Source organism: Halomonas sp. SCS19 (genome assembly GCF_040147015.1).
Classification (GTDB): Bacteria; Pseudomonadota; Gammaproteobacteria; order Pseudomonadales; family Halomonadaceae; genus Halomonas; species Halomonas litopenaei.
The window spans coordinates 15,657-41,221 of the sequence record NZ_JAMSHN010000001.1; the positions used below are offsets into that span (position 1 = coordinate 15,657).

At 63.4% G+C, this 25,565-nt stretch carries 6 protein-coding genes; 2 read left to right on the top strand and 4 right to left on the bottom strand.

What is annotated here, in order from left to right; all coding sequences use genetic code 11:
* Window positions 1-29 precede the first annotated feature (29 nt).
* The 3 genes from NFH97_RS00080 to NFH97_RS00090 form a co-directional block, all read right to left on the bottom strand.
* Entirely contained in the window at window positions 30-323 is a 294-nt protein-coding gene (locus tag NFH97_RS00080) for a hypothetical protein (RefSeq protein ID WP_108195016.1), read from the bottom strand.
* Between the two features lie 19 nt (window positions 324-342).
* Window positions 343-525, bottom strand: coding sequence for a hypothetical protein (locus NFH97_RS00085; RefSeq protein WP_045994856.1), 183 nt, complete (start codon window positions 523-525; stop codon window positions 343-345).
* 181 nt (window positions 526-706) lie between these two features.
* On the bottom strand, window positions 707-6,826 hold the full coding sequence (locus NFH97_RS00090; RefSeq protein WP_349624165.1) for a carbohydrate-binding protein: 6,120 nt from the start codon (window positions 6,824-6,826) through the stop codon (window positions 707-709).
* Between the two features lie 522 nt (window positions 6,827-7,348).
* Between NFH97_RS00090 and NFH97_RS00095 the strand changes: the two genes are divergently transcribed.
* Together NFH97_RS00095 and NFH97_RS00100 are read left to right on the top strand one after the other, a co-directional pair.
* On the top strand, window positions 7,349-9,157 hold the full coding sequence (locus tag NFH97_RS00095; protein ID WP_349624166.1) for a type I secretion system permease/ATPase: 1,809 nt from the start codon (window positions 7,349-7,351) through the stop codon (window positions 9,155-9,157).
* Entirely contained in the window at window positions 9,154-10,524 is a 1,371-nt protein-coding gene (locus tag NFH97_RS00100) for an HlyD family type I secretion periplasmic adaptor subunit (RefSeq protein ID WP_349624167.1), read from the top strand. Before NFH97_RS00095 ends, NFH97_RS00100 begins: the two co-directional genes overlap by 4 nt.
* Before the next feature lie 676 nt (window positions 10,525-11,200).
* Here the strand turns inward: NFH97_RS00100 and NFH97_RS00105 are convergent.
* A complete protein-coding gene (locus NFH97_RS00105) occupies window positions 11,201-25,423 on the bottom strand; it encodes a carbohydrate-binding protein (protein ID WP_349624168.1) in 14,223 nt (4,740 codons plus the stop codon).
* Window positions 25,424-25,565: the final 142 nt, after the last annotated feature.

The window sequence follows — 25,565 nt, forward strand, 5'->3', positions numbered from 1 at the left end:
TGGCGGCCGTTGTCAGACTCGGCGTCTTCTCAACAGCGACCCTTCTTGGCCTGTCCCGGCGGGCAGAAGTCGCCACGCCGATCGTGGTCGTCGTAATAGCGATCATGGTCATGATCGTGATCATCGTGGCGATGGCGGTCATGGTCCCAATCGCGATCATGCCAGTCGTCATCACGGTGGTAATCGCGGTCACGGTGGTAGTCGCGGTCACGATGGTCGTCGACGACGATCAAGGGCTCTGCACTGATCCGTGCGGGATCGTAACTGCATCCCGCAAGACCCATCAGCACGAGCAAAAGTACGGCTGTACTCACTGTCTTCATGCGCACTTCCCGGCCACCTTCAGCAACGACCCTTCTTGGCCTGTCCCGGCGGACAGAAGTCGCCACCGTCATGATCTCGATGGTCGCGATGATCGTCATCGATGATGATCAGTGGCTCCGGCGAGACCCGTGCGGGGTCATAGCTGCAGCCCACCATCAACACGGCCATCACCAGGAAAACAATCCATCCAGCGGTTCGCATATGCATGACTCCTTCCGTTCAAATTGACACCAGCCTAACGCAAAGGTCGCCTTTTCGCCGCTGTCGACGCCCTGCAACACCCGGTGTCTGCCAACAGCGACAACTACTCTCTGGATCCGGCGCCCAGAAAAATGCCGCTCCCGGGGGAGCGGCATTCACACGGTTGACAGTGGCAAGCCTGTCAGAACAGTTCGTCGGGTTGCTGCTGGGGCAGGCCCTGCAGATCCAGCGGATCGACCACATCGGGCACTTCCTGCGCAGACTCACCCTGCTCGGCGGCCACGGTGAAGCGCGACGATGGCACCACCTGGTCGGTTTCCTCCGGCGGGACACCGTTGCCTTCGTACATCGGCTTGATACCCTCGATAACGAACATGTTGTCGTTGTAGTCGAGGTTGGATCCGGAATAGTCCTGAAGCACCAGATAGGTATCAGGAATCTCGTTACCTTCATCGTCCAGCGCCTTGAACACGCGAACGTAGTAGCCACGCTCCAGATCCGGCGAATCCGCCGGTGGCTTGCCCTTGCCGGGAGGATTCAACGAGGGATCGGAGGACAGGGTGGCCACCTCGAGGCCGAACAGATCGTTGCCTCCCCAATTGTCAGGAATATCGTCTCGGGTGAAGGTGGCTGCCGGTTCCTGACGATCAAGATAGGTCAGCGGCAGAAAGGACTGGTTCTGGTCCGCATCGTGGCGGATCAACTTGATATCCTGGGAGGTATTCTTGAAGGCGTGGAGTCCAAAGGCAGCCACACCCGCCCCATGCAGTGCGACTATCTGACTCACCTTGGCTTCATCGACCCCGTCGGCCAGGGTCCAGTAGCGCGACAGCACTTCCTCCTCGCTGACGGCGCGATAGAAACCGTAGTCATCGAAGGCCGAGCCTCTGGCGCCACCGTCCGTCGGAATACCGCCGATCCGGTTGCCGAATCCCGCCACATTCCAGACCTCGTCGACGGTCGGTTCCCAGCCGCCCTCATCCTGAGCCTGCCAGAACCCGGCAAGCGTCAACTCCTGGACAGGGGCATCGGCGTCGTTGGTCACCAGCCTCAGACTCCCGAAGAAGCTGCCGTCATCGGCGTTGCTGGCGGGCGGACGATAATTCGCTCGATCAAACAATACATTGATCTCGAGCGATTCCCCCGGTGCCAGTGTCACCCCTTCAAGGACCGCCGCGTCAGCAAGCACGAAGGGGCCATCCAGTGAGACATCAAGAATAGTCAGCGGGTCGCTGCCATCATTGGAAATGACGGCGGTAGCACTTTCCTTGAAGTCCCGATCCGGGCCACCAAAGTTGTTTTCATCGAGATAGTTGAACAACAGGCGATCACTGAAGTAGTTGACGTCACCACTCTCCAGGTGGGCCACGGCCTCGGCAGTGACGGCGACTGGCGTCACGTCCAGGTAGTCGATGCGCTGACTGCACAGATCATCGGAGACCATGTGCAGGCGGTACTCGATCCCGGGCTCCAGCTCGACGTAGTAGGACTCTTCACCCGCCGTTCCTGCTCCGGGAAAGGACATCACGGTCAACGGCTTGCCATTGAGACTGAGGGCCAGATCCTCGCCACGCAGCACACCGGCATTCGCCGCCAGATCGAGCCGGTAGAGGCCTCGAGTATCGACCTCGAAGAAGAAGTCAGCGCTTCGCGGGTCGACGCTGAGCGCCGAGATGCGATCCTCAAGCTCGATGCGCACGCCATCGGTGGCGTCGGCTGGCCCGAGAACGGCGGCCCGAATCGCTTCCAACGACTGGTCGGGCACCCACAACAGGTCCATGTCCGGCCCAACCGCCGCCGGCGCGGTCACTACCAGGGTATTGATCCCCGCCTTCAGGCTGACCAGCACGTTATGATAGATCCAGTCAGCGTTATTCTCACTCAGCCCTGCGAAGTCGAGTTCATCCTGGGCGACACCGTTGATACTGAAAGACAGCGGTCGATCCGCCTTGGTCTGAGAAAGGTTGTAGCGGAAACCGATTTCATAGGTTCCCGCTTCTTCGACACGAATCGACCAGGTGATGGTCTGGTCTTGCGTGCCCCTGAAGTCGGCGTAGGCGTTCTCCGAGACGTCGCGCACGTCACCCACTTCGATCACTCGAGGACCGTTGAGCAGTGCATCCTCGGCCTCGTAGATGCCGAAACCGGGCGAAGGCTCGTGCACCACTTCCAGCTGATCCACGTTAGGCCCAGCCCGGGACACCGACTGCAAACGCACCTCGACATCGCCCGGCGTCAGGTTCACCTCGATATCCTGGGTCATCCAGAAACGCCAGCGGTCGGAACCCTCGAGGCTGTCCGGTGCCGGTGGAAAGTCGGCGATACCCACACTCAGGCCATTGACGAAGACCTCGAGAGGTCGATCCGAAAAGCCACCATTGGCATAGCGCACCCGCAGTACGGTGTCACCACCATCACCGGCTTCCAGGGTGAAGCCAAAGGTGATGGCATCGTCCGAGTTCCTGCCGAAATCAGCGTAACCGCCACCGACCCCGTCGTTGTCATCCAGATTGCCGTCATTACCAAAGCTGCCCGGCTGTAGCCCCGGCACCTCACTGGCGATCCCTTCACGGATGATGATCTCGGCAGCGCCGCCCTCGCTGATGGTGGCGCTGGTGCCGTCGTCAGGGGTGTTGTCCTCGGCCTGGATGGTTGCCAGTATCCTCATCGAGTCAGTGCCAGCCCCTCCGGACGACATGGGTTCGACGGGATCCAGGCGGACCAGCTGACTCTCGCCGGTCCGGCGGTTCAGGGTGACCAGATACAGGCGCCCTGTGGCGGGGTTCTCGATGATATCCAGAGGATCGGTATAGGTGATGACCTTGCCGGCGGCATTCCGAAGAACGTCGTCACCGATGACCTTGCCTTCGGCATTCACCGTGATCCAGCGAATGTCGTCTCCTCCGGAATACTCGGTGATCAGCAGACTGCCCTTGAAGGCATTGCCGAAGGTATCACCGACGTATTCGGTCGCGCCGTTGGCAGAGCGGTTCTCCCCCAGCGAGTAGGCATCGTCGATGCGATAGTTGGGGTCGGGCTCGATGCCTGGATCGTAGGACGTGACCTCGTTGATGTCCTCCAGCCGGGTGGGGTTACCGCCGTTAAGGATGTACTCGTCCTGCAGAGGATTCGGGTGGCCGTAGTACCCCCCCTGCTCGACCTTGAACAGATAGTCATCCTGCTTGACCACGTTGGTCGCCGATTCGTCGATCAGCGTCGAGGGGTCATCCGGCACGGCACCGCCCGCCGCCGAGCCATTGGTCGGCGTGTACAAGTAGCCATTGGAGTGCCAGACCAGATCGTAGGCGTTGCGGACCCCGGTGGCGAAGATCTTGACCACGGCATCATCGACGAAGGGATCGTAGAAGCTCTCCAGCACGAGGCCATCAGCGTCCTGGACGCTGGCGACACCCTTGTCGTCAAACACCAGAAAGCGCCCTTCCTCCATGGGAATGGGGGCATTTTTCAGGTCATTGTCGACGTCGAGGAAGCGTGTCTGGTCTTCCGGCAGGGGCTCGGTGGTGACATCGAAGCCACCAGCGGGCGGCGAGCGCGTCGGATCCACCTCCAACACCGCCGCAGACAGCAGACGTTCGGGCCTATTGCCCCAGGCACTGTCGCCGTCCCCCATGGCGGTATTGGACCCCTGGGTCAGGTAAAGCAGATGCGAGGGTTCAGTGGGCGACGCCTCTGCATCAAACGCCGGATTTTCCCGAAACTCGATGCTGTTGGTGACGTGGTCCGCCACCGAACGGGGAAGTCCGGTCAGGTAGACTTCGGCACTACCGCTGAAGTCGTCTCCCTCGTCCAGGGTAATCTTCAACAAGCGCCCGCTGAAGTCGGGGGTCGAGGTGTCGCGTCCGGACAGCGGGATCGGATAGTTGTCGGTCACCCACAACACCTTTGGATCGGTCGGGTCCACCGCGATGCCGATGATACCCCGCCGATTGTTGAAGGCGTCGGCGTCGGGCTCCATGAAGGGATCCAGGGCCAGCGACAGGGCCTCCCCGGGGCCCAGCGAGCCGTCCTCAGGGTCCAGCGCGTAGCGCACGATCTGGCCGCCCATGCTGACCACGTACAGCGCATCACCCCCGGCGCTGACCTCGAGGGAGGTAAAACCGAAGGCTCCGTCGACGGAACCGTTCAACTCCACCGTTCCCTCGAAGGCCACATCACTGGGCAGGATATCCGGTTCCGGCCCGGTAACGAAGGTATTGGTGTACTTCAGGAATTCCCGGGTCGGCAAACTGCTGTCGCTGTTGTCGCCACGATCCTGAAAGCCATCGATCACCAGGCTATAGCTGGTGAAAGGCTTCAGCGTTTCCTTGGGGGAAAGGGTCAGTGAATCGAAACCGCCGGTGGTGTTGATATCAAACGCCACCTCGATGCCGGTGACGGTCTCGAACAACCGTACCGAACCATCGCTCAGGCTCTTCAGGAGTGCGCCTCCTCGGCCCTCGACCACCTGAACGCCGACGAAGATATCGGAGGTGGGATCGACTCCGGTGGGCAGGCTACCGTCTTCCCTGTCCAGATCCACGACAACGGTATTGGTAGCAACACCGGCGATGGCCCGGGCATCGGTAAAGTGCGCATAGTCGAGGCTCGCTGGCTGGTCATCTTCCGGAGTCAGGTCCGGCAGCGGTCGGATCTCCAGATACTGCAGCTTGACGTTCTTGCTGTCGACGTCGAGCGCATCCAGCGTCAGACGACCATCGGTCACCTCAACCACCCGAGTGACCAGATCCGAACGCAGGCCCTCGGTGTCATTGGTCGGCGTCGCATCGATGGAAAAGTCGTCTGGACGCCCTGGGGCAAAGGCATCGGTGAAGGCAACACCCTCCGCATTGACCCCGTAGAAGGCGTCGAAGTTGCCGGAAGCGTCGCCCACCGACATGGTCACCTCGTAGAAACCGGGCTCCAGCTCAATTTCCCAGCCTGCATCGACGAAGCCGTCGCGCTCGCTGGTCATCTGGGCAAAGGTCGCCTGGCGCGGGTCCAGGCCGACGAAGCGCTCGGAGCGATCCACCAGGGTAAAAGCACCCTGACTCGCCAGCGACAATGGATCGGTGCCGTTCTCAGTTCCGTCGGCAATGCTTTGCTCGGTGACCCAGCCGTAGCGGTAGGTCTTGCCGTCCACTTCCAGCATCTGTGTTCCAAAGGCCTGGCCGGTGTCCGCGACATAGCCCTCGGGAACGTCGGCCCCCTGTGGCTGGAAGTTGATCTTCAGTGTCGGACGCTCGCCGGGCTCGACGACGAGCGGAGACAGCTTGACCAGGTCAAGGTTGGCCCCCCCTGACGTGAGATTCTCAAGGCGAACAGAATGGGTCCCGGCTTCGAGCTTGAGTTCAAGCGACTCTTCCCGCCAGCGTTGCCAACCATCATCACCAGCCCCGGTGGAAGCAAACTCGAACTCGCCTACCCTGACGCCATCAATGTAGAGCGCCATGGGGCGATCAGCGTTGCCTCCATTGGCGTAGCGGGCGTCCAGTCGGAAATTGCCGCCTTCCTCCACGGTGACTTCGAATACCCCGGCATCGCCGACATCGTTGCCCAGGTCAAGGTAACCCTCGCCACTGTAGCCAGGCCTGAGCGAATCCACGCCATCGGCTTCCAGGCGCGCCGTCGTATCGGCCGGGCTGCCTGGATCCGACTCCTGATCGTCGATGGTAAAGGTTTCCGCCTCGAACGACATGATGCCTGTTTCCGGCTCCGGATCGGGATCGGGATCGGGATCGGGATCGGGATCAGGATCAGGATCTGGGTCAGGGTCGGGATCTGGTTCGTCTTCCACCTTTACCAGTGTCAGCTGATCCAGGTTGGGTCCCTGGCCCACGCCACCCTGTTCCGCCGTGGGGATCGACAAAAACAGCTGATGCGAACCCGGCTCAAGCTCAAGTTCGACCGTCACCTCCTGCCAGCTGCTCCAGCCACCGGTTCCAGGAAAGCTCACCGACGTCGTGACGCCGCCATCCACCTGAAGCGCCAACGGACGATCACTGTTGCTGCCGTTGGCATAGCGCAGGGTCAATTGGTAGCTGCCTGCCGTATCGACACTGATGTCATACTGGACACCATCACCGGGATCCCTGCCAAGATCCACATAGGCATTGTCGACAGCACCGGGCCTGGCGTTGCTACCCGACACCACTTCGGTGACAGCGCCGGAGGGTCTACCGCCAACGTCGATGATGGTGCCCTCTTCCGCCTGCCAAACCAGAAGATCGGCATCCTGTGGCACCACCAACATCTGGGCGGTTCTTCCCGTGATCGGGCTGACCATCTCATCGTTACTGCTCATGGTGACTCCATATATTTTCTACATGTCATACCCCATGAAAACCGTTTTACATTCGGAAACAAATAGCAAATATCTTACACCAACATCAGAAGTTGAGGGTTTTTTTTGATCCAACTACTTCGTCTTGATCAACTCGCCCTTCCACAACAGAACTTTTTTGACGCATCTAAAAGCGGCCGAAAACCTATTTACTCCCTCTAAAAACAATGACTTCAATATTCCTCACAATAATCGTCGACAAAAACAGCACAGAATTCTTCAAAAATTCAACAAAAGAATACGGAAACATCTATTGAGATTCTTCATTTTTATGCCGTTTTACATAGATTTGTAAGCTCTAAAAAAGTCGTTTCGGCGAACTTCTCCCTAGCCTCTCACTCCCTGCCAACTCCATACTTCATTCCATCAGATTTCGGACACCCTGCACGACAAGGTGCTAAACGACATCAGGCATCGCTCTTCGCTCCGGCTGCCAACACCACCAGAACTTCGCCGCAAATCCAGAAAACGAGACGCCTTTACATGACCCCCACCCGTTACAATATTCGGGAGGCGATACTTCGCTGCCGACGCGGCCTCTTCGACGTCGGACTGTTCAGCCTGTTCATCAACCTGTTGATGCTGGTGCCTTCGCTATACATGCTGCAGGTGTATGACCGGGTGCTGGCCAGTCGCAGCGTCGAGACCCTGGTCATGCTGACGTTGGTCGTGGTGTTCCTGTTCGCCGTCATGGGCGGACTCGAGTGGGTTCGCTCGCGACTGCTGGTGCGCATCGGCAATGCCCTGGATGAACGGCTCCAGCCGGCTATCCATCAGGCCATCTACGATCAGGCCCTGCGCCGTCCGGGTGCCACCTCGACCCAGGCGCTGGATGATTTGGCCACGCTGCGCCAGTTCGTCTCCGGCCCCGCCCTGCTCGCCTTCTTCGACACGCCATGGATCCCCCTCTACCTGGGGGTACTAACGCTGTTTCATCCGCTCTACGGGCTCTTTGCCCTGGCCGCCGGCATCCTGTTGCTGGCCCTGGCCGCGATCAACGAGGCCTGCACCCGGGGTCTGCTGAAACAGGCTGGCGCCCACCAGGTCGCCAGCCGTGATGAAACCGCCGCCAACTTGCGCAACGCCGAGGTGCTCCATGCCATGGGCATGCTGGAGAGCGTAAAGCGACGCTGGCAGTCGCAGCACCGTGACTCCCTCGCACTGCAATCCCGGGCCAGTGATCGTTCAGGTGTACTCACCCACCTTTCGAAGATACTAAGGCTGCTGTCCCAGTCGCTGATCCTCGGCCTGGGGGCATGGCTGGTACTGAAGGCGGAATTGACCCCAGGAATGATGATCGCTGGCTCGATCCTGCTGGGGCGAGCTCTGGCCCCCATCGATCAACTGATCAATGGCTGGAAGAGCTTTATCGCCGCCCGTAACGCCCGCGAACGCTTGGGCCAACTCATCGACAGCGAGGCGCCATCACCACCGATGCCGCTGCCCGCCCCGAAGGGCCAGCTTTCCCTCCAGCAGGTATGTGCCGGCCCGCCTGGAGCGACCGTCGCCTCACTCAACGCGATCAGCGTCGACCTCAAGGCTGGCGAACAACTCGCTATCGTCGGCCCGAGTGCCTCGGGAAAATCGACCCTGGCACGGGTAGCCCTGGGCATCTGGCCGAGTCTCGACGGATGCGTACGCCTCGATGGCTCCGACATCCTGCGCTGGGAACGCAGCACCCTGGGGCCCCACCTGGGCTATCTGCCCCAGGACGTGGAGCTGTTGGCCGGAAGCATTGCAGACAACATCGCTCGCTTCGGCCCGGTCGACGCCGACGCAGTACTCAAGGCAGCCCACCTGGCCGGCGTCCACGAGTTGATCCTCAAGCTCGACGAAGGCTACGACACCACCATCGGACACGGCGGCACGGGTCTATCCGCCGGCCAGCGTCAACGCATCGGCCTTGCCAGAGCCCTGTACGGCGAACCATCGCTGGTGGTGCTGGACGAACCCGATTCCAATCTGGACGAAAGCGGTGAGCGAGCCCTGGTGGAAACCCTGGTCCGCCTGCGCCGGCTCGCCACCACTACCCTGGTGATCACCCACCGACAGCGCCTGCTGGCCCAGGTCGACCGGGTAATGTTCCTCGACAACGGCCGAGTGACGTCCCTGGCTCCTCCCTCACCGGCCGGCGGGGCAAGACTCAAGGGAACGGTGTCCTCGGCACGGGTGGTGAAGCAAGTCGCCGGTGCCGGCACGCCCTCTTCTCAACGAGCCCCGTTCGGCGTTGCGCCATCGAACCCGCTGCCAACGGATCCCCCTTCATCCAACAGCTCGAGGACACCACGATGAGCGCTCAAGTCTCTACTTCGGTGCCCGTCGAGACCGCCGCCATCGACTCGAGCTCGGCCACCGCCGGTCCTGAGAATCTAGTACCGGTGGACCTTCGGCCCTATCGACGCTGGGGCCTTGCCATCCTGCTGGTGGCCTTCGGCGGCTTCGGGGTCTGGTCGGTCACCGCTCACCTGGCAGTGTCGGTGGTCGCCCCCGGTTCGGTCTCGGTGGAAAGCTTCACCAAGACGATCCAGCACCTGGAAGGCGGCATCGTCGCCGACGTGCTGGTCGAGGACGGCGATCACGTGGAAGCCGGCGACCCACTGATCGTGCTGGACGACACCCAGGCGCTGGCGCAGCAGCGCATCGCCGAAACCGAGTACCTGATCACTCGGGCCAGCGAGGTGAGGTTGCTGGCGGAACAGGCCGACAGCGACAGCCTGGTCTTTCCACCGGAACTGATCGCGTCCAGCAATTCGCGGGTTCAGGAGGTGCTGGGCGTGCAGCGGCGGCTGTTCGAGGTACGCCGGCAATCGCTGGACGATACGCTGGCCGCCCTGGACCAGCAGATTCTTCAACTGGAAGAGCAGATCACCGGCCTGGGGCAAACCCGTTCGATCACCCAGCAACGCATCGACTCGCTGGAGGGTGAGGTCGCCAACCACCGCAAGCTGTTTCGTGACGGCATGATCAGCAGCCAGCGTCTGCGTGAGCTGGAGCGCGAGAGCCTGGAGTACCAGAGTGACAACGCGGGACACGCCTCGGAGATCGCCCGACTGCGCGCCCATATCAGTGAAAACACCCTGAACAAGCAGATTCGCCTGCAGGAATTTCAACAGCAGGTGGGCGAAGCGCTACGTCAGGTCCAGGCCGAGGTCGCCGACGCCGAAGAGCGCCTGGTCGCCCTCAATGACACCCTCGCGCGCACGCGAATCACGGCCCCTGTGGCGGGTACCGTGGTGGACCTGCAGGTACATACCCTGGGCGCCGTGGTACGTAGTGGCGACCCGCTGCTGGACCTGGTCCCGGCCGGCGACGGTTTCGTGATCGAGGCCCGCGTCCCCAACCACGATGTGGATCACCTCTACCCCGGCCAGTCGGCGGAAATCCGCTTCAGCGCCTTCAACCAGCGCCTGTCCAATGTCATCGACGGCGAGGTGGTCCGCGTCAGCGCCGACAGCTTCGAGGACGAGGCCACCCGCCAGCGCTACTACAAGGTCCGCGTCGGCGTGACCGACCTGGGCAAATCGCAGCTGACCGACAACATGCGTCTTGTCGCAGGCATGCCGGCAGAGGTGATGATCCTCACCGGGGAGAGAAGCTTCGCCAGCTATATCACCAAACCGATCAACGACATGCTCGCTAGGGCAATGCGCGAGGAATGACGAAAGACCAATCACCAAACCACTGATTCAATGGCGACATGCTCGCTAGGGCAATGCGCGAGGAATGACGAAAGACCAATCACCAAACCACTGATTCAATGGCGACATGCTCGCTAGAGCAATGCGCGAGGAATGACGAAAGAGCAATCACCAAACCACTGATTCAATGGCGATATGCTCACTAGGGCCATGCGTGAGGAATGACGAAAGAGCAATCACCAAACCACTGATTCAATGGCGATATGCTCACTAGGGCCATGCGTGAGGAATGACGAAAGAGCAATCACCAAACCGCTGGTTCGATGGCGCCATGCGCACGCGCAGACTGCCAGTTCCAGGAAGGCCCCCCCCAGAGGGATCAAGCAGTAGGATCAAGTACTGGGATCAAGCAGAACAAAATGACGAGGACCGAGTTGGACCACTCGGCTCGATGATGGCAAGAAAAAGAACTGCGCGGACCAAGGTTCAGGGGGGGGACGGTCCGCGCAGGGCCAGCTCCCTGCCGGCACGGGACTCCATGACAGCGACTCTGCTGCATCTTTCTGGAGCAGAGGGTGGCCCCCCGGCCATCCTCCCTCCTCCATTTTTCTTGTCGTCAGACCCCGTTGCCGGGGCCTGACATGGCTTCCTCCCTCGTTTTTCTGTTCAGCCTTGGCTTGTTCTCCAAGCCTCAGCCTCAGAAGCCGGCGTCGTCCTGCTGAACGCCCTGGACCCCGACATCGTCGCTCATCGGCTGACTGTCGATACCATCGTCGGCCTGGCTGGCGAGCGGATCGTCCGCCAGCAGCAGACTGGCGCTGGCCGCGTTGGCCGCCGCCGCGTCCGGATCACGGGTCAGTTCGAAGGACGCGATGTCCTGGGAACCGCCGTTGAAGGTCAGTCGCAGCACCTGCACGCCTGCCTCCAGATCCAGGGTCATCGACGCCGTATCGACGAACACGCCCCAGTCGCTGGTCACCGGCGTGTCGACGCTGCCCTGCTCGTAGACACTGCCGTTCTGCTCCACCGAGGCGGTGATACTGCGTCCGCCATTGGGGCCAGAAGTGACGAAGGACAGGGTGTGGCTACCGGCCTGCTCGACGTTGATGGTGTACTCGAGCCACTCGCCATCCTCGATCCAGCCCACGGCCTCACCCTGGCCGACGATATCCACCGGGGTATCGCGGAAGTCGCTGCCGAACTGCGCCGCACTCAGCTCGTTGAAGGCCTCGCCCTGCTCGCCCTCGTCGAACTGCACCGCATCAAGCGCAAGGCCATCGTCGGCGTCCACCAGCCAGGGGGTACCACCGGCGTTGAACGCCTGCTGGCCATCCCGTGACAGCGAGAAGCCCTCAAGGTCCATGGACCCGCCGTTGAAGGTCAGGCGCAGCACCTGCTCGCCGGCCTCCAGCGTCACCTGGGTGCTTTCGGTCTCGACATAGTTGGTCCAGCCACCGGTGGGCTCGACCCCCACCGGCGTGGCGGTGGCGTAGGGCGTGCCGTCGTCCTTGGTGAAGCTGGCGGTAATCGAGCGCTGCCCACCGCCGGTGGTACCCAGCGAGGCCAGGAAGGCCATGTCGTAGGTCCCCGCCTGCTCGATGTTCAGGGTGTACTCCACCCATTCGCCATCCTCGATCCAGCCGATGGCGCTGCCGCCGTTGGACAGATCCACCCCCTCGCCGCGCACGTTGCTGCCGAGCTGCGCCTCGCTGGTGTCGTTGTAGGCGACGTCCTGTCCGCCCTCGTCATAGTTCACCGCATCGAGGCTGAACTCGCTGCCCACCTGCCAGGGCTGGCCATCGTCGGTGAATGCCTGCTGGCCATCGTCCACCGCTCCCACCGGCGCCAGGGTAAAGCTCGCCAGATCCATGGAGCCGCCGTTGAAGGTCAGGCGTACCACCTGTTCGCCCGCCTCCAGCGCCACCTGGGTGGTCTCGGTCGGCACGAAGTTGCTCCAGCTACCGGTGTCGTTCACCGCCACCGGCGAGGCGCTCACGTAGGGGCTGTCGCCGCCCTTGGCAAAGCTTGCGGTGATGGTGCGCGGCCCGGGGAAATTGGTGTCCATCGAGGTCAGGAAACCAAGATCATAGAGCCCGTCCTCGGCCACGTTGATGGTGTACTCGACCCACTCGCCTTCGGTGATGTAGCCGATGGCCAGTGACGGCGTGGAGATGTCCACCGCCTCGTCCGAGCGGAAGCCGTTGCCCTGATGCGCCGCGGTGGAGTCGTTGTACGACACCCCCTGACCGCCGCTATCGAACAACCGCGCCTCCAGGGTCAGACCGTCGGCGTCCACCAGCCACGGGGTCTGGGTGTCGTTGAACGGGTCCTGACCGTCGTCCACCGGCTCCACCAGATCCAGGCTGAACGATGCCAGATCGAGCTGACCGCCGTTGAACGTCAGCCTGAGCACCTGCTCACCCTCTTCCAGATCGAAGGTCAGGGGACCCACCTCGGTGAAGCTGGTGAAGCTGCCGGTGTTGGGCAAGGCCTGCGTCTGGGCATCGGTGTAGAAGCTGCCATCCTGCTCGAAGGCCGCGGTGATCGACTTGCCACCTGAGACCGCCGAGGTGGAGAAGTTCAGCGTATAGGTGCCCGCCGTCTCCACGTTCAGGGTGTACTCCAGCCACTCGCCGTCGGCCACATAGCCGATGGCCAGGCTACCGTTGGAGATGTCCACCGCCTCGTCGGAGCGGAAGCCATCGCCCTGGTGCGCGTCGGTGGTGTCGTTGTAGGCCACTCCCTGACCCCCGTTGTCGAAGAACCTCGCCTCCAGGGTCAGGCCGTCTGCTCCGACGGCCCAGGCGCTCTGGTCGTCATTGAAGGCGGTCTGCTCCACCGGCGTCGGATCGTCGAGGAAGTTCGGGGTACCGTCGCCATCATCGTCGTCGTAGAGGTCCACGCGGCCATTGCCGTCGGCGTCCTCGGCGCCGGTCGGATCATAGGTGGTGACGTTCTCGACAAGGAAGATATTGTCGTTGTAGTCGTAGTTCACCCCCGCGTAGTCCTGGATGACGATATAGGTGTTCGGGATCACGTTGCCGTCGGCGTCCTTGGCCACGTACACCCGGATCAGGTGACCGTCGTTCTCGTCCCAGTTGAGGTTGGCCCCCGGGATACCGATGGCATCGATGGTGTCCTCGTAGAGGTTGGCATCGGGATCGGACCAGGAGATGTATCCCGGACGATCGGAGATCTCGGCATAGAAGCCGAAGGGATCGTCACGATCCAGGGTCGCCACCGCCAGGTTGTCGCCGTCATTCAGGGTACGCGGCAACAGGGTCTGACCGTCGGCCTCGTCATGGGCGATGATCTCGTCGATGTCGCGGCTGTCGACGTCGTGGATGAACAGCCGGGCGATGTCACCCTGGCCATGGTAGGCCGCCAGCTGGGTGATGGTGATCGGCGAGGCCCCGTCGGCGCGCTGGAAGTACGGCGCCAGAACCTCGTCGCCGTTGGCCTCCACCAGGCCGCCCTGGTTCATCTGTCCCTGGGCCACGTCGGTGGAGTAGCCGAAGGCGTTGACGATCTCCTGCACCGTCGGCTCCTGGCCGCTCTCGGACTGGTTCTGGCTGATGCCGGCCAGTTCGATCACCTTCTCGGCCTCGTCGGCGTCGCTTGAGCTGATGATCAGGCTGGCCTCGTAGAGCGAACCGTCGTTGGGGTCATCGGCGATAAAGCGCACCGTCACCTCCACCGACTCGCCCGGCGCCAGGGTCACCGCACTGAACGCCTCGGTCAGCTCGAACAGCGAGGTATCGCTGACCTCGACGTCGTCGATGGTCAGGGCATCGAAGCCGTCGTTGGACAGGGTGATGGTGACCTCGTCGTGGACCTCCTGGGCATCATTGACCGGGTTCTCGATGCGCGACATCACCAGGCGCTCGTCGGAAGGCACGCCGTCGTTGTTGGTCACGGTCAGCGAGCCACCGGACACCGGCTTGACCCCTTCGATCACGAACATGTTGTCGTTGTAGTCATAGTTGATGCCGGTGTAGTCCATGATCCCCAGGTAGGTATTGGGGATCACGTTGCCGTCGGCGTCCAGCGCCCGGAACATGCGCACCGTGTAGCCCCGCTCGATGCCGTCGGCGTCCGCCGGCGGCGTGCCTCCACCCTGGGGGTTGAGCGACGGATCGGTGGAAAGGCCGGCCATCTCGATGCCGAAGACCTCTTCGCCGGCCCAGCCATCGGGGATGGTATCCCGGCTGAACGTCGCGGTGGCAAAGTCACCGTTGTTGACCAGCGGCAACAGCGTCTGGTTGTTGTCTCCCTGGTGGTTGGTAAAGATGATGTCCTGGTTCTTGTTGCCCGGCGCATGGATACCCAGCGTCGCCCCGCCACCACCGTGGTAGGCGGCGATCTGGGTGATCTTGGCCTCGCTTACGCCGTCGGCCAGCGACCAGTAGCGCGACAGCACCTCGTCGTCGTTGACCGGCCGATACAGGTCGAAGTCGTTGAGCACCGAGTTCTGGCCGCCACCGGTGGTCGCCAGACCATCGATCTGGTTGCCGAAGCCGAACACCTCCCAGACCTCGTTGACGTTGGGTTCCCAGCCACCCTCGTCACGAGCCTGCCAGAAGCCGGCCATGTGGATCTCGGCCACCGGCGAGTCCTGGTCATTGGTCACCAGTCGAATGCGACCCTCGAACACGCCATCCCCGGCGTCGGTGGTCGGCGCCGTATAGGCGTCCCGGTCGAACAGCACCGTGACCGTTAGCGACTCACCGGCAGCGAGGGTCAGGCCGTCGAACGCGCCCGGATCGGCCAGCACGAAGGGCCCGTCGATATCGGACTCGAGAATCTCCAGCGGCTCGCTGCCGCTATTGGAGATCGTCACCGTGGCGCTGTCCTTGAACTCGCGATCATCGTTCGAGGCGCTGTTGTTCTCCAGGTAGCTGAAGTGCAGGCGGTTGGCGAAGTAGGCAGCATCGCCGCTCTGCACCTCGATATCGGCGTTGTCGTTACCGGTCAGCGGCGACACGTCGAGGTAGTCGAGGTCATCGGCACCATCGGCGCTGGATACCGCGCGCAGGTTGTACTCGACGCCGGCCTGAAGCTCGACGTAGATGCCCTGCTCGCCGGCGTCACCCACCCCGGGATAGGCCAGGCTATCGATGGTCTGCCCATTGAGGGTCAGCGCCAGCGAGCCACCGTCATCGGCACCGGCGTTGGCCGCCAGGTCCAGACGATAGAGACCGTCGCTGTCCACCGTGAAGTAGAAGTCGGCGGTCAGCTCATTGACGGTACGCGCACTGTTGCCATCCTCGAGCTCGATGCGGCCACCATCGGAGACATCGGCGTAGACCGGGATGAAGATGTCACCACTGTCGTCCGGCACCCGCAGCAGGTCGATATTGGGGCCCACTGCATTCGGCGCGGTCAGCACGATGGTGTTGCTGCCGGCTTCCAGGTTGACCAGCACGTCCTGGAAGAACCAGTCGGTCTCGTCGTCGTTGCTCTGGCCGACGAAATTGAGCTGGCCCAGGTCATTGCCGTTGATGGTCAGACCCAGCGGACGGTCGGCCTTGCTCGCGGCCAGCGCGTAGCGGAAGCCGATCTCGTAGCTGCCCGCCTCGTCCACGTTCACCGTCCAGGTGATGGTCTGGTCCCCGGCACCGGCAAAGTCGACGAAGCCGTCACCGGAGGCGTTACGGTCGTCCTGGCTCTCGGGGACTACTACCGCCCCGCCGAGCGCGGCGTCCTCGGCCTCGTAGAGGGTGAAGCCGGGCGTTGCATCCCCTTCTTCCTGGAGGATCGCCAGCTGGTCGATGTTGGGCCCGGTGTTGTCGGTGGCCTGGAAGCGCACCGTGTTGAGACCGGCTGCCAGATCGGCATCGATATCCACCGTCAGCCACTCGGCCCAGCGCGAGTCTGCGTCATCAAGTGCCGGGTCCTGGGGCGGCGGGAAGGATACGACGCCCACCGAGACGTTGTTGACGAACACCTCCAGAGGACGATCGGCATTGCCGCCGTTGGCGTAGCGCACCCTGAGCACCGAGTCGCCGGCCTGGTCGGGGTCCAGCTCGAAGCTGAAGGTGATGAAGTCCTCATTGGTGCTACCGAAGTCGGCGTAACCGCCGGGCACACCGTCATCGTCGACGTCATTGCCATCGACCCCGAAGGCGCCGGGGCGCAGGCCGTTGGGCAGATCTGCCTGGTTCGGCTCGGGGTTGTTGATGTCGCGGATCTCGATCTCGGCGCCAGCACCGGAGGCCACGACCACCGAGGTGCCGTCATCCGGGGTCATGTCCTCGGCCTGGATGGCCAGCACCATGACCAGATCATCGACGGGGTCGGGATCGGGATCCGGATCGACGGGACCGGTGGTGCCACCCGGGGCCGGGTCGAGGCGAATGATCTGGCTCTGGCCGTTGCCGCGGTTGAGGGTCAGCAGGTAGAGCTGGCCGGTAGCCGGGTTCTCGATGATGTCCAGCGGGTCGACGTAGGTGATGACGTTGCCGTCGGGATCACGCAGCACATCGTCACCGATGACGTTGCCGTTGGCGTCCAGGGTAATGGAGCGCACGTCGTCACCGCCGGAGTACTCGGTGAACAGCACGTTGCCCTGGAGGTTGCCGCCGAACACACCGCTGGTGTATTCCACCGCGCCGTTGGGTGAGCGGTTCTCGCCCAGCGAATAGACCCCGGCGATGTCGTAGGTGCCCTCGGGAATGGTGCCCGTCGGGTACTTGTCGACCTGGTTGGGGTCGTTGGCACCGGTGGGATTGCCGCCGTTGAGGATGTACTCGTCACGCAGCGGGTTCGGGTGGCCGTAGTAGCCGCCCTCTTCGATACGGAACAGGTAGTCATCCTGCTTCTCGACATTGGTGTAGCGCTCGTTCTCCGGCGTGGAGGGATCGTCCGGCACGTTGCCACCGGCCGCCGAGCCGTTGGTCGGCACGTAGAGGAAGCCGTTGGAGTGCCACACCAGGTCGTAGGCGTTACGCGCCCCGGTGGCGAAGATCGTCAACACCGCGTCGGGGGCGTAGGGGTCGTAGTAGGCCTCCAGCACGTTGCCGCTGGCGTCCTGGACCGTGGCTACGCCGCGATCGTCGAACACCAGGAACTCGCCGTTGCCCATGGGGATGGGATCATCCTTGGGATGACCGTCGGGGTCATCGAAGCGCCGGTTCAGGCCATCGTCGGGCAGCGGTTCGGTACTGACGTCGAAGGGCCCGTTGGACACGTCACGGGTTGGATCGATTTCCAGCACCGCGGCGTTCAGAAGACGCTCGGGACGGTTGCCCCAGGCGCTGTCCGGCTCGCCCATGGCGGTGTTCGAGCCCTGGATCAGATACAGCAGATGGCTCGGCACGTCCGGGTTGGTGTCCGGGTCGTAGTCCGGGTTCTCGCGGAACTCGAGGCTGTTGGTCACGTGGTCGCCGTTGGAGCGCGGCAAGCCGGTGATATAGGCCTCGGCGGTACCGGAGAAGCCGGGTCCATCGTCCAGGGTGATCTTGGTGATCCGTCCGCTGAAGTCCGGCACACCGTTGTCACGTCCGGTCAGCGGGATCGGATAGTTGTCGGTGATCCACAGCACATTGGGATCGGTGGGGTCCACCACCAGACCGATGATGCCGCGCTGCTGACTCTGTCCCGGCTGGTCGAAATAGTCGTTGGGCAGACTCAGATCCTGGCGATTGGACAGCGAACCGTCGATCGGGTCGACGTCGTAGCGCAACAGTTCACCGCTGATGGTGGCGATGTACATGTAGGCGCCATCCGGGCTCATCTCCAGCGAGGTGAAGCCGAAGGCACCGTCGGCGGCGCCGTTGAGTTCCACCACGTCGTTGAAGGCCACGTCGCGCGCGACCACCTCCGGCTCGGCGCCGGTGACGAAGGTGTTGGTGTACTTCTGGAACTCGCGGGTCGGCGCGCTCGCATCGTCGTTGGGGCCACGGTCCTGGAAGCCGTCGATCACCAGGGTGTAGCTGGTGAACGGCTTGAGGGTCTGGCTCGGCGAGATGGTCAGCGAATCGAAGCCGCCGGTGGTGTTGGCGTTGAAGCTGACTTCCTGACCGGTGACGGTCTCGAACAACCGGATCGAGCCGTCGCCCAGGCTTTCGAGCAGGGCTCCACCACGTCCGTCCACCACCGAGATGCCGACAAAGATGTCGGAGGTCGGATCGACCCCGGTGGGAATGGCACCGTCATCCGGATCGAGATCCACCTCCACCTCGTTCTGGCCGACCCCGGCGATCGCCCGGGCGTCGGTGAAGAAGGCGTAGTCTTCGGCGGCGTCGCGATCGTCCCCAGGGGTCAGGTCCGGCAGGGCCTGAATCTCGATGTACTGGATCTCGGTGTTCTCATTGTTGAGCCCCATCGAATCCAGGGTCAGACGACCGTCGGTGACCTGGACGATGCGGGTGACCAGGTCAGAGCGCACGCCGTCGGTGTCGTTGGACGGGTTGGTGTCGGCCGGGAAGTCATCCGGGCGGAACGGGGTGAAGGGGTCGTTGAACAGCTCGCCCTCGGCATTGAGCACGTTGTTGCTGTCGTAGGGCCCACTGGTATCACCGATGGAGATGGTGACCTCGTAGAAGCCGTCTTCCAGCTCGATCTCCCAGCCGGCCCGCACATAGTTGGGTCCCGGCTGGTCGAAGTGGGCGTAGGTTCCCTGACGCGGGTCGAGGCCGGCGATGTCATCGGTGCGATCATTGACCGCAACGCTGGTCAGCGAACTGATGTCCAGTGGCTCGGTGCCGGGATCGCCATCGTAGATCGACTCCTCGGTGACCCAGCCGTACTGGTAGGTCTGGCCGTCGACGGTGACCGACTGGGTGCCAAAGGCCTTGCCGTTGTCGGCGATGTAGCCATCCGGCACCGCGGTGCCCTCGGGCTGGAAGTTGATCTTGACCGAGAAGCGATCGCCCGGCTCCACCGGACGATCCGGTGCCACCCCGTCACGACTCACCGTCAGGCTGTCGATGTTGGGGCCAGCGTTGCCGATATTGGCCAGACGAATGGTGTTGTCGCCGGCCTCAAGCTCCACCTCGATGGTGGTGGTGGTCCAGTTCTCCCAGCCGGCCGCGTCGGTTCCGGTGGAGGCAAAGGCCAGGCTGCCCTGGCTCTGGCCGTCGACCAGGATATCCATGGGACGGTCGGCGCCGTTGGTGCCGGCGTTGGTATAACGCACCTCCAGGGTGTAGGTGCCGGCCTCATCGACGCTCACCTGAAACTCGGCGGCGTCACCGGCGTCGGCGCCCATGTCCAGGTAACCGCTACCGGAGAAGCCATTCCATAGACCGTCGGGGCCGGCTGCGGTGTTGGTTTCCGGATTGTCGGCGTCGCGCACCTGGGTGTCGCCGTCGGCGTCGACGATGGTCAGCGCCTCACCCTCGATGGCGAAGTTGAACGCCGGGGTGCCGACGTCGGCCTCGTTGAAGTCGAACACCACCTGGTCGATGTTGGGACCGCCGGTGGCGCCCGCGGGCATGGTCAGGGTGAAGGTGTTGGCGCCCTCGACCAGCTCTACCTCGACTTCCAGGGTCTGCCACTCGTTCCAGGCGTCCGCGCCGGTGGCGTTGGGGAAGCCGAGCTGGCCCTGATCATCGCCGTTGACGGTCAGATCCAGCGGCCGCGGGGCATCACCTCCATTGGCATAACGCACGGTGGCGGTGTAGCTGCCGGCCTCCACCGCGTTGACGTTGAAGGTGATCTGGTCGCCGGGGTTGGAGCCGAAGTCCAGGTAGGCGTCACCCACCGCGCCGGGACGATGATTGCCGAAGTCGTCGGGATTGTCCGCATCCACCGGCCGGGTGACCTCGCCCTGGGCGGTACCGCCCACGTCGACGATGTCGGCGTCTTCGCCCTGCAGGGTGATCGGCGCCACCACCACGTCGTCGTCCTCGAAGCTGACCACTTCGGTGGCGCTGGCCTCGTTGCCGGCGGCGTCGGTGACAAACAGCGAGACGGTGAGATCACCGCTCTGGTCGTCGAGCTGGCCGCTCAGGTCCAGGGTAATGTTGCCCGAGGCATCCGGCGTCACCTCGGTGCGGGTCGCGCCACCGTCGAAGGACACCTCGACGGTGGTAACGTCGTCATCGACACCCGAGACATTGAACACCGCCGCCGCCAGCTGGCTGGCGTCGAGGGTATCGTCGTCGGCGACGATGGCGAGATCGCCATCCTCGTCAGCGCTGACGTCTTCCGCAATCGGGCCGCTGCCGCCCTCGGTCACCTCGATGCGATCGATGTTGGGACCGGTATTGGCACCTGCCGGGATCGCCAGGGCGATGGTATTGCTGCCCGCCTCCAGGGTCACGGTGACGGTCTCGAACAGCCAGTGGTCGAAGCCTTCCTCAGGCCCGGTGCCGTCCGGGTCGGTACTGACCATGGCCAGGGCGAGCGGATCACCGCCATTGATCACCAGATCCAGCGGGCGATCGGTATTGGTGGCGTAGCGTACGCTGATGTCGTACTGGCCGGCCTGGGCCACGTCGATCTGCCAGCTGACGTTGTCTCCCGGGGTGTCACCGAAGTCCAGGTAACCGGTGCCACTGAAGCCCGGACGCAGTCCGGTGGGCTGGTTCGGCTCGGGGTTGTCCGGGTCGCGGACCTGGGTGTCGGTGTTGTTGGGGTCGGTATCGAAGCTCTCGACCACACCGTCCTCGGCCTGCAGGCTCAAGGGCGAGAAAGGCGCTTCGTCGACGTCGTTGACGGTGACCGACACCAGCTCGGTGGTGGAAAGATCACCGTCGCTGACGCTGACCTCGACCTCGTAGACGTTGTCTTCGTTGGCGTCCGCCGCCAGCTCGAAGTCACGCGCCGAGGTAAAGGCCAGCGCTCCGGTATCAGCGTTAATGGTGAACAGCGGCGCGTCGACACCACCGGTGATGGCAAACACCGGCGCCGTCAGGGTGGCCGGCTGACCGTCCTCATCGAGCACCGCGATGGACCCGATCTCGGTCAGGTTCTCGTCGATGGCAAGTGCGGTTGCACCGATCGAGAGACTCTCGTTGACGTCGTTGACCGTGACCAGGGTCGCCTGGGACACGCTGTCTTCGCCGTCGCTGACGATGACCGTCAGCTCATAGACGCCGTCTTCGTTGGCGTCGGCGGCGAGCTCGGCGTCCGGGGCATTGACGAAGCTCAATACGCCGGTATTGGCGTCGAAGCTGAACAGCGCGGCATCGGCGCCCTCGAGGGTCACCGTCAGGGCGTCACCGTCCAGGTCGTCCAGTGTCAGGGTCGCCACGGCACTGGTGTTTTCATCGACACTGACGCTGTCGTCGAGTCCGTCAATCGTCGGGGCGTTGTTGACCGGCTCCTCGATGCGCAGGAGGTCCAGCGAGTCGATGCGCATCAGCTCGCCGCCCTCGCCTCTAAGCTCCAGCGACAGCAGCGAATCGGCGGTAATCTCCACCGGGGTCTCGAACACGATCTCCTTGCGATTGCCGCTCTGACCGGCGTTGCCCCGGCCACCACTACCCACCAGGGTGCCGAAGTCGTCACTCAATACGACGTCGGAGGTCAGGCTGTCGCTCGACAGATTGCGCGCCTCGAGAGCATTGCCATCGATGGACAGGGTCAGTTCACCCTCACCGTCGGTCTCGTCGAAGACGTAAAGGGTAACGCGATACCAGCCCGGCTCGACGCCTGCGGCGGCAAGCTCGGTGCCCACGGTGGCGGGCGTGTTGCTGGTCACCCGTATGAGCTCGTTGCCCGAGGCGCTGGCGTTGCCGGTGGCGATGACGTTGTCGGCGTCCAGGTCGGTAAAGGCCTCGGCCTCGATGGTCACGACGTCACCGATATCGGTGCCCTCGATCTGGAACTCCAGCACCTGGGTCGCGGACAGACCGCCGGGATCGGTGGCGCGCAGGGTCACACTGAAATTGCCGCCCTGGGAGGGCGTGCCCTGGATCACGCCATTGACCACCTCGAGTCCTGCCGGCAAGTCTTCGACCGTCAGGGTCAGGTCGTCACCGTCGGGGTCGGAGAACAGCGGCGCGAAGTCGGCGATCGCCACCTGACCGAAGGCCTCGCCGACTTCACCGAAGAACGGCTCCAGCGCCGCCGGTTCCGCTACCGGGGCGTCGTTGACGTTGTCGATGGTCAGCACAAAGCTGTCGGAGGTCTCGATCTGACCGTCATCGGCAAACAAGGTAACGGTATAATCACCGGGTTCCAGCCCATCCAGGCTGCCGCTCAGCACGCTGCCGTCGATGGCAAGACCAGCGGCGTCGACAGGCGCACCATCGGCGTCGGCCACCTCGAAGCGGTAGCTCAGATCGTCGCCGTCGGGGTCCTCGAAGGCCAGGTCGACCTCGAGGGTGGAACCTTCATCGAGGGCAAGGTCGGCGACGCCACCACCGACCACCTGCGGCGCCTGATTGACGTCGCCGGTGGTGGCCTCGCTCAGGGTCACGTTGGAGAAGCGCGCGCTGCCCTTGGCGCCCAGGTCGTCGTCGTTGACGAACACCAGCGAATCGATGGTGGTGCCAGCGTGGGCCGACAGATCGATGGTAAAGCTGACGATGCCATCACCGTCGTCATCGACGCCCTGGCCACGCAGGTCGACAAAACCACCCTGGCTCTGGGTGCCGGCCAGCTGGTAGGCGCTGTTGCCACCGTTGAAGGGGTTGTCGTCGAGGTCAAAGCCGATCGCGATGATCTCCGACACCGGGGTGTCAGAGGCGCTGAGTTCGAGCGTCAGGCGTGTGTCGGCGGTGATCTGGTAGCTTTCGCCCAGGGCCACCCGCTTCCACACGTTGTCGGTCAGGGCAAGCGTCGCGCCGGCGTCTTCCACCGCCGCACCGGTGCCCTGGGACGGGTTGTCCTGATTACCGCCGTAGGACGAGATCGCCCCCGCCGAGAAGTCCACCGTCAGCGGGGCATCGTCGGCTTCCAGGGTGACCTGGGTGCTGGTGCTGGCTTCGTTGCCGGCGGCGTCGGTGACGTAAAGGGTGACGTCCAGGGTGCCGGCGTCCTGGCCGGACAGGTCCAGCTGGACGCTGCCGCCATCGACGCCTACCGGGGTGCGGGTGGTGCCGCCGTCGAAGCTTACCTCGACGACGTCGGCGTCGGTGTCCAGCCCCGCCAGGTTGAAGGTGACAGCGTCGCTGTCATCCGCGGCTACCGGATCGACCGGGCCGCTGAGCGCCAGGTCAGCACCCTCGTCGGCGGTGGTATCCAGCGTCAATGACAGCTCGCGAGTCGCACGGTTGCCGAAGGCATCCATCGCGATCAGGCTGGCCGCCAGCGGCCCATCGGCCTGGCCGGACAGGTCGAGGCTGAAGTCACCGTTGGCGTCCGGGGTGACCTCCTCGACGTTGACGCCGCCATCGAAGCTGACGCCGACGAAGACGATGTCATCATCCAGCCCCGTCACGTTGAAACCCGCCGAGGCAGCGGCGTCGGCATTGATCAGGGCGGAAGCGGAGCTGAACGACAGGTCGTCACCTTCGTCGCCCTCGACATCGCCGACCGGACCGGTACCCGCCGTGGTGACCTCGAGACGATCGACGTTGGGTCCATTGTTGCGGCCAACCGGGATCGCCAGGGTGATGGTGTTGTCGCCGGCCTGCAGGCTCGCCGTCAGGGTCTGATAACCCCAGACATCGAATCCCTCGGGATCGACATTGCCGGCGTTGGGGTCGGTGCTGGCAAAGGCCTGGGTCGAGGCGTCTCCCCCGTTGATCGACAGATCCAGCGGGCGCGCCCCGTTGCTGGCGTAGCGGAAGTTCAGGTCGTAGTCACCCGCCTCGGCCACGTTGACGGTGAACGTCAGGCTGTCGCCGGGTGCACTGCCGAAGTCCACATAGCCGGTGCCGGAGTAGTCCGGGCGCAGCCCGACAAAGCCGCCGCTCTCGGGGTTCTCGGCGTCGCGCACCAGGGTGGCGGCACCGTTGTCGACGCCGAGCTCGGCGTCCTCGGCCTGCACCACCAGCGGGTCGATCACTGGATTGGTGACCGCAGCGCTGACCAGGGCCAGCTCGATCTTGTCGATATTGGGGCCATTGGTATAGCCGCCGCCCAGACGCAGGGTATTGGAACCGGCAGCCAGGTCGACCTCCAGGGTCTCGACGGTCCAGCCTTCCCACTGGCTGCTCTGATTGGGCCGGTTGGCAGCGTCGAGATCGGACTCGACATCGTCGGGGTAGTAGTCCGGCGCCGTGGTTGTCGCGAAGGCAAAGGTGCCCAGGGTGGTGGTGGTCGCGCCGTCCACCAGTATCAGGTCCAGCGGACGGGGGCTGGAGGTAGCGTAGGTGACGCTTACCGTGTAGGTGCCGGCGGTGGCCACGTCCAGGGTGAAGTCAGCGGTGGCATTGGCATTGTCGAACGCCCAGTCCAGGTAGCCTGCGCCTTCGGCGCCGACCCGGAAGGTCTCGTTGCCGTTGGTGAAGTCAGCGATGCTGTCGAGCGTCGCCACCCGGTTGGTGCCGCTGTCGTTCACGTCCTCGGCGGGCGACAGCAGCATGTCCTCGCCTTGCACCACGTAGCGATCGGGGTCCGGGGCGGTGATTTCCAGATAGTCGATGTTAGGCCCGCTGGCCCCGTTGGAGGTCAGCGTAATGGTGTTGGTGCCCTGGGCCAGGGTCACCCGTACCGGCTGGGTCAGCTCGAAGTTGGTGAAATCATCGCCGGTGGCGGGCAGGTCGAACATGCGGTCGAACAGCTCGCCATTGACGTCCAGTCGCAGTGGACGGTTGCCGTCGCCCATGGCGTAGCGCAGCACCAGGTCGTATTCACCGGCCTCCGGCGCCTCGAAGGTGAAGGTCAGGCTCTCGCCACCGGCCACGCCGTTGCCGTAGTCCACGTAGGCGTTGCCCTCGGCGTCGGCGGCGTCAGGGTTAGCCGGATCACTGACCACGGCGATTCCGGTATCGCCGGCAATACTGGCCGAGGCGCCGTCGCTGGCGTCATCGTCCTCGGCCTGGATACGCAGCGAAAAGCCGATCGGTGCGGCCGCGGTCACTATTGAGGGGGTGGCTGAAGGGGTGGCTGAAAGCGCTGCGGCTGGGGTGGTAGAAAGCGCTGCTGGGGTTGCTGCCGAGCTTGATGCTGGGGTTGCTGCCGAGCTTGATGCTGGGGTTGCCAAAGGCGCCGCGCTATCGGAC

What these genes read in the sequence shown, in the direction of transcription:
- NFH97_RS00100 (WP_349624167.1), top strand. Translation starts at nt 9,154, where the DNA reads ATGAGCGCTCAAGTCTCTACTTCGGTGCCCGTCGAGACCGCCGCCATC.
- NFH97_RS00090 (WP_349624165.1), bottom strand. Translation starts at nt 6,826, where the DNA reads ATGAGCAGTAACGATGAGATGGTCAGCCCGATCACGGGAAGAACCGCC.
- NFH97_RS00080 (WP_108195016.1), bottom strand. Translation starts at nt 323, where the DNA reads ATGAAGACAGTGAGTACAGCCGTACTTTTGCTCGTGCTGATGGGTCTT.
- NFH97_RS00095 (WP_349624166.1), top strand. Translation starts at nt 7,349, where the DNA reads ATGACCCCCACCCGTTACAATATTCGGGAGGCGATACTTCGCTGCCGA.
- NFH97_RS00085 (WP_045994856.1), bottom strand. Translation starts at nt 525, where the DNA reads ATGCGAACCGCTGGATGGATTGTTTTCCTGGTGATGGCCGTGTTGATG.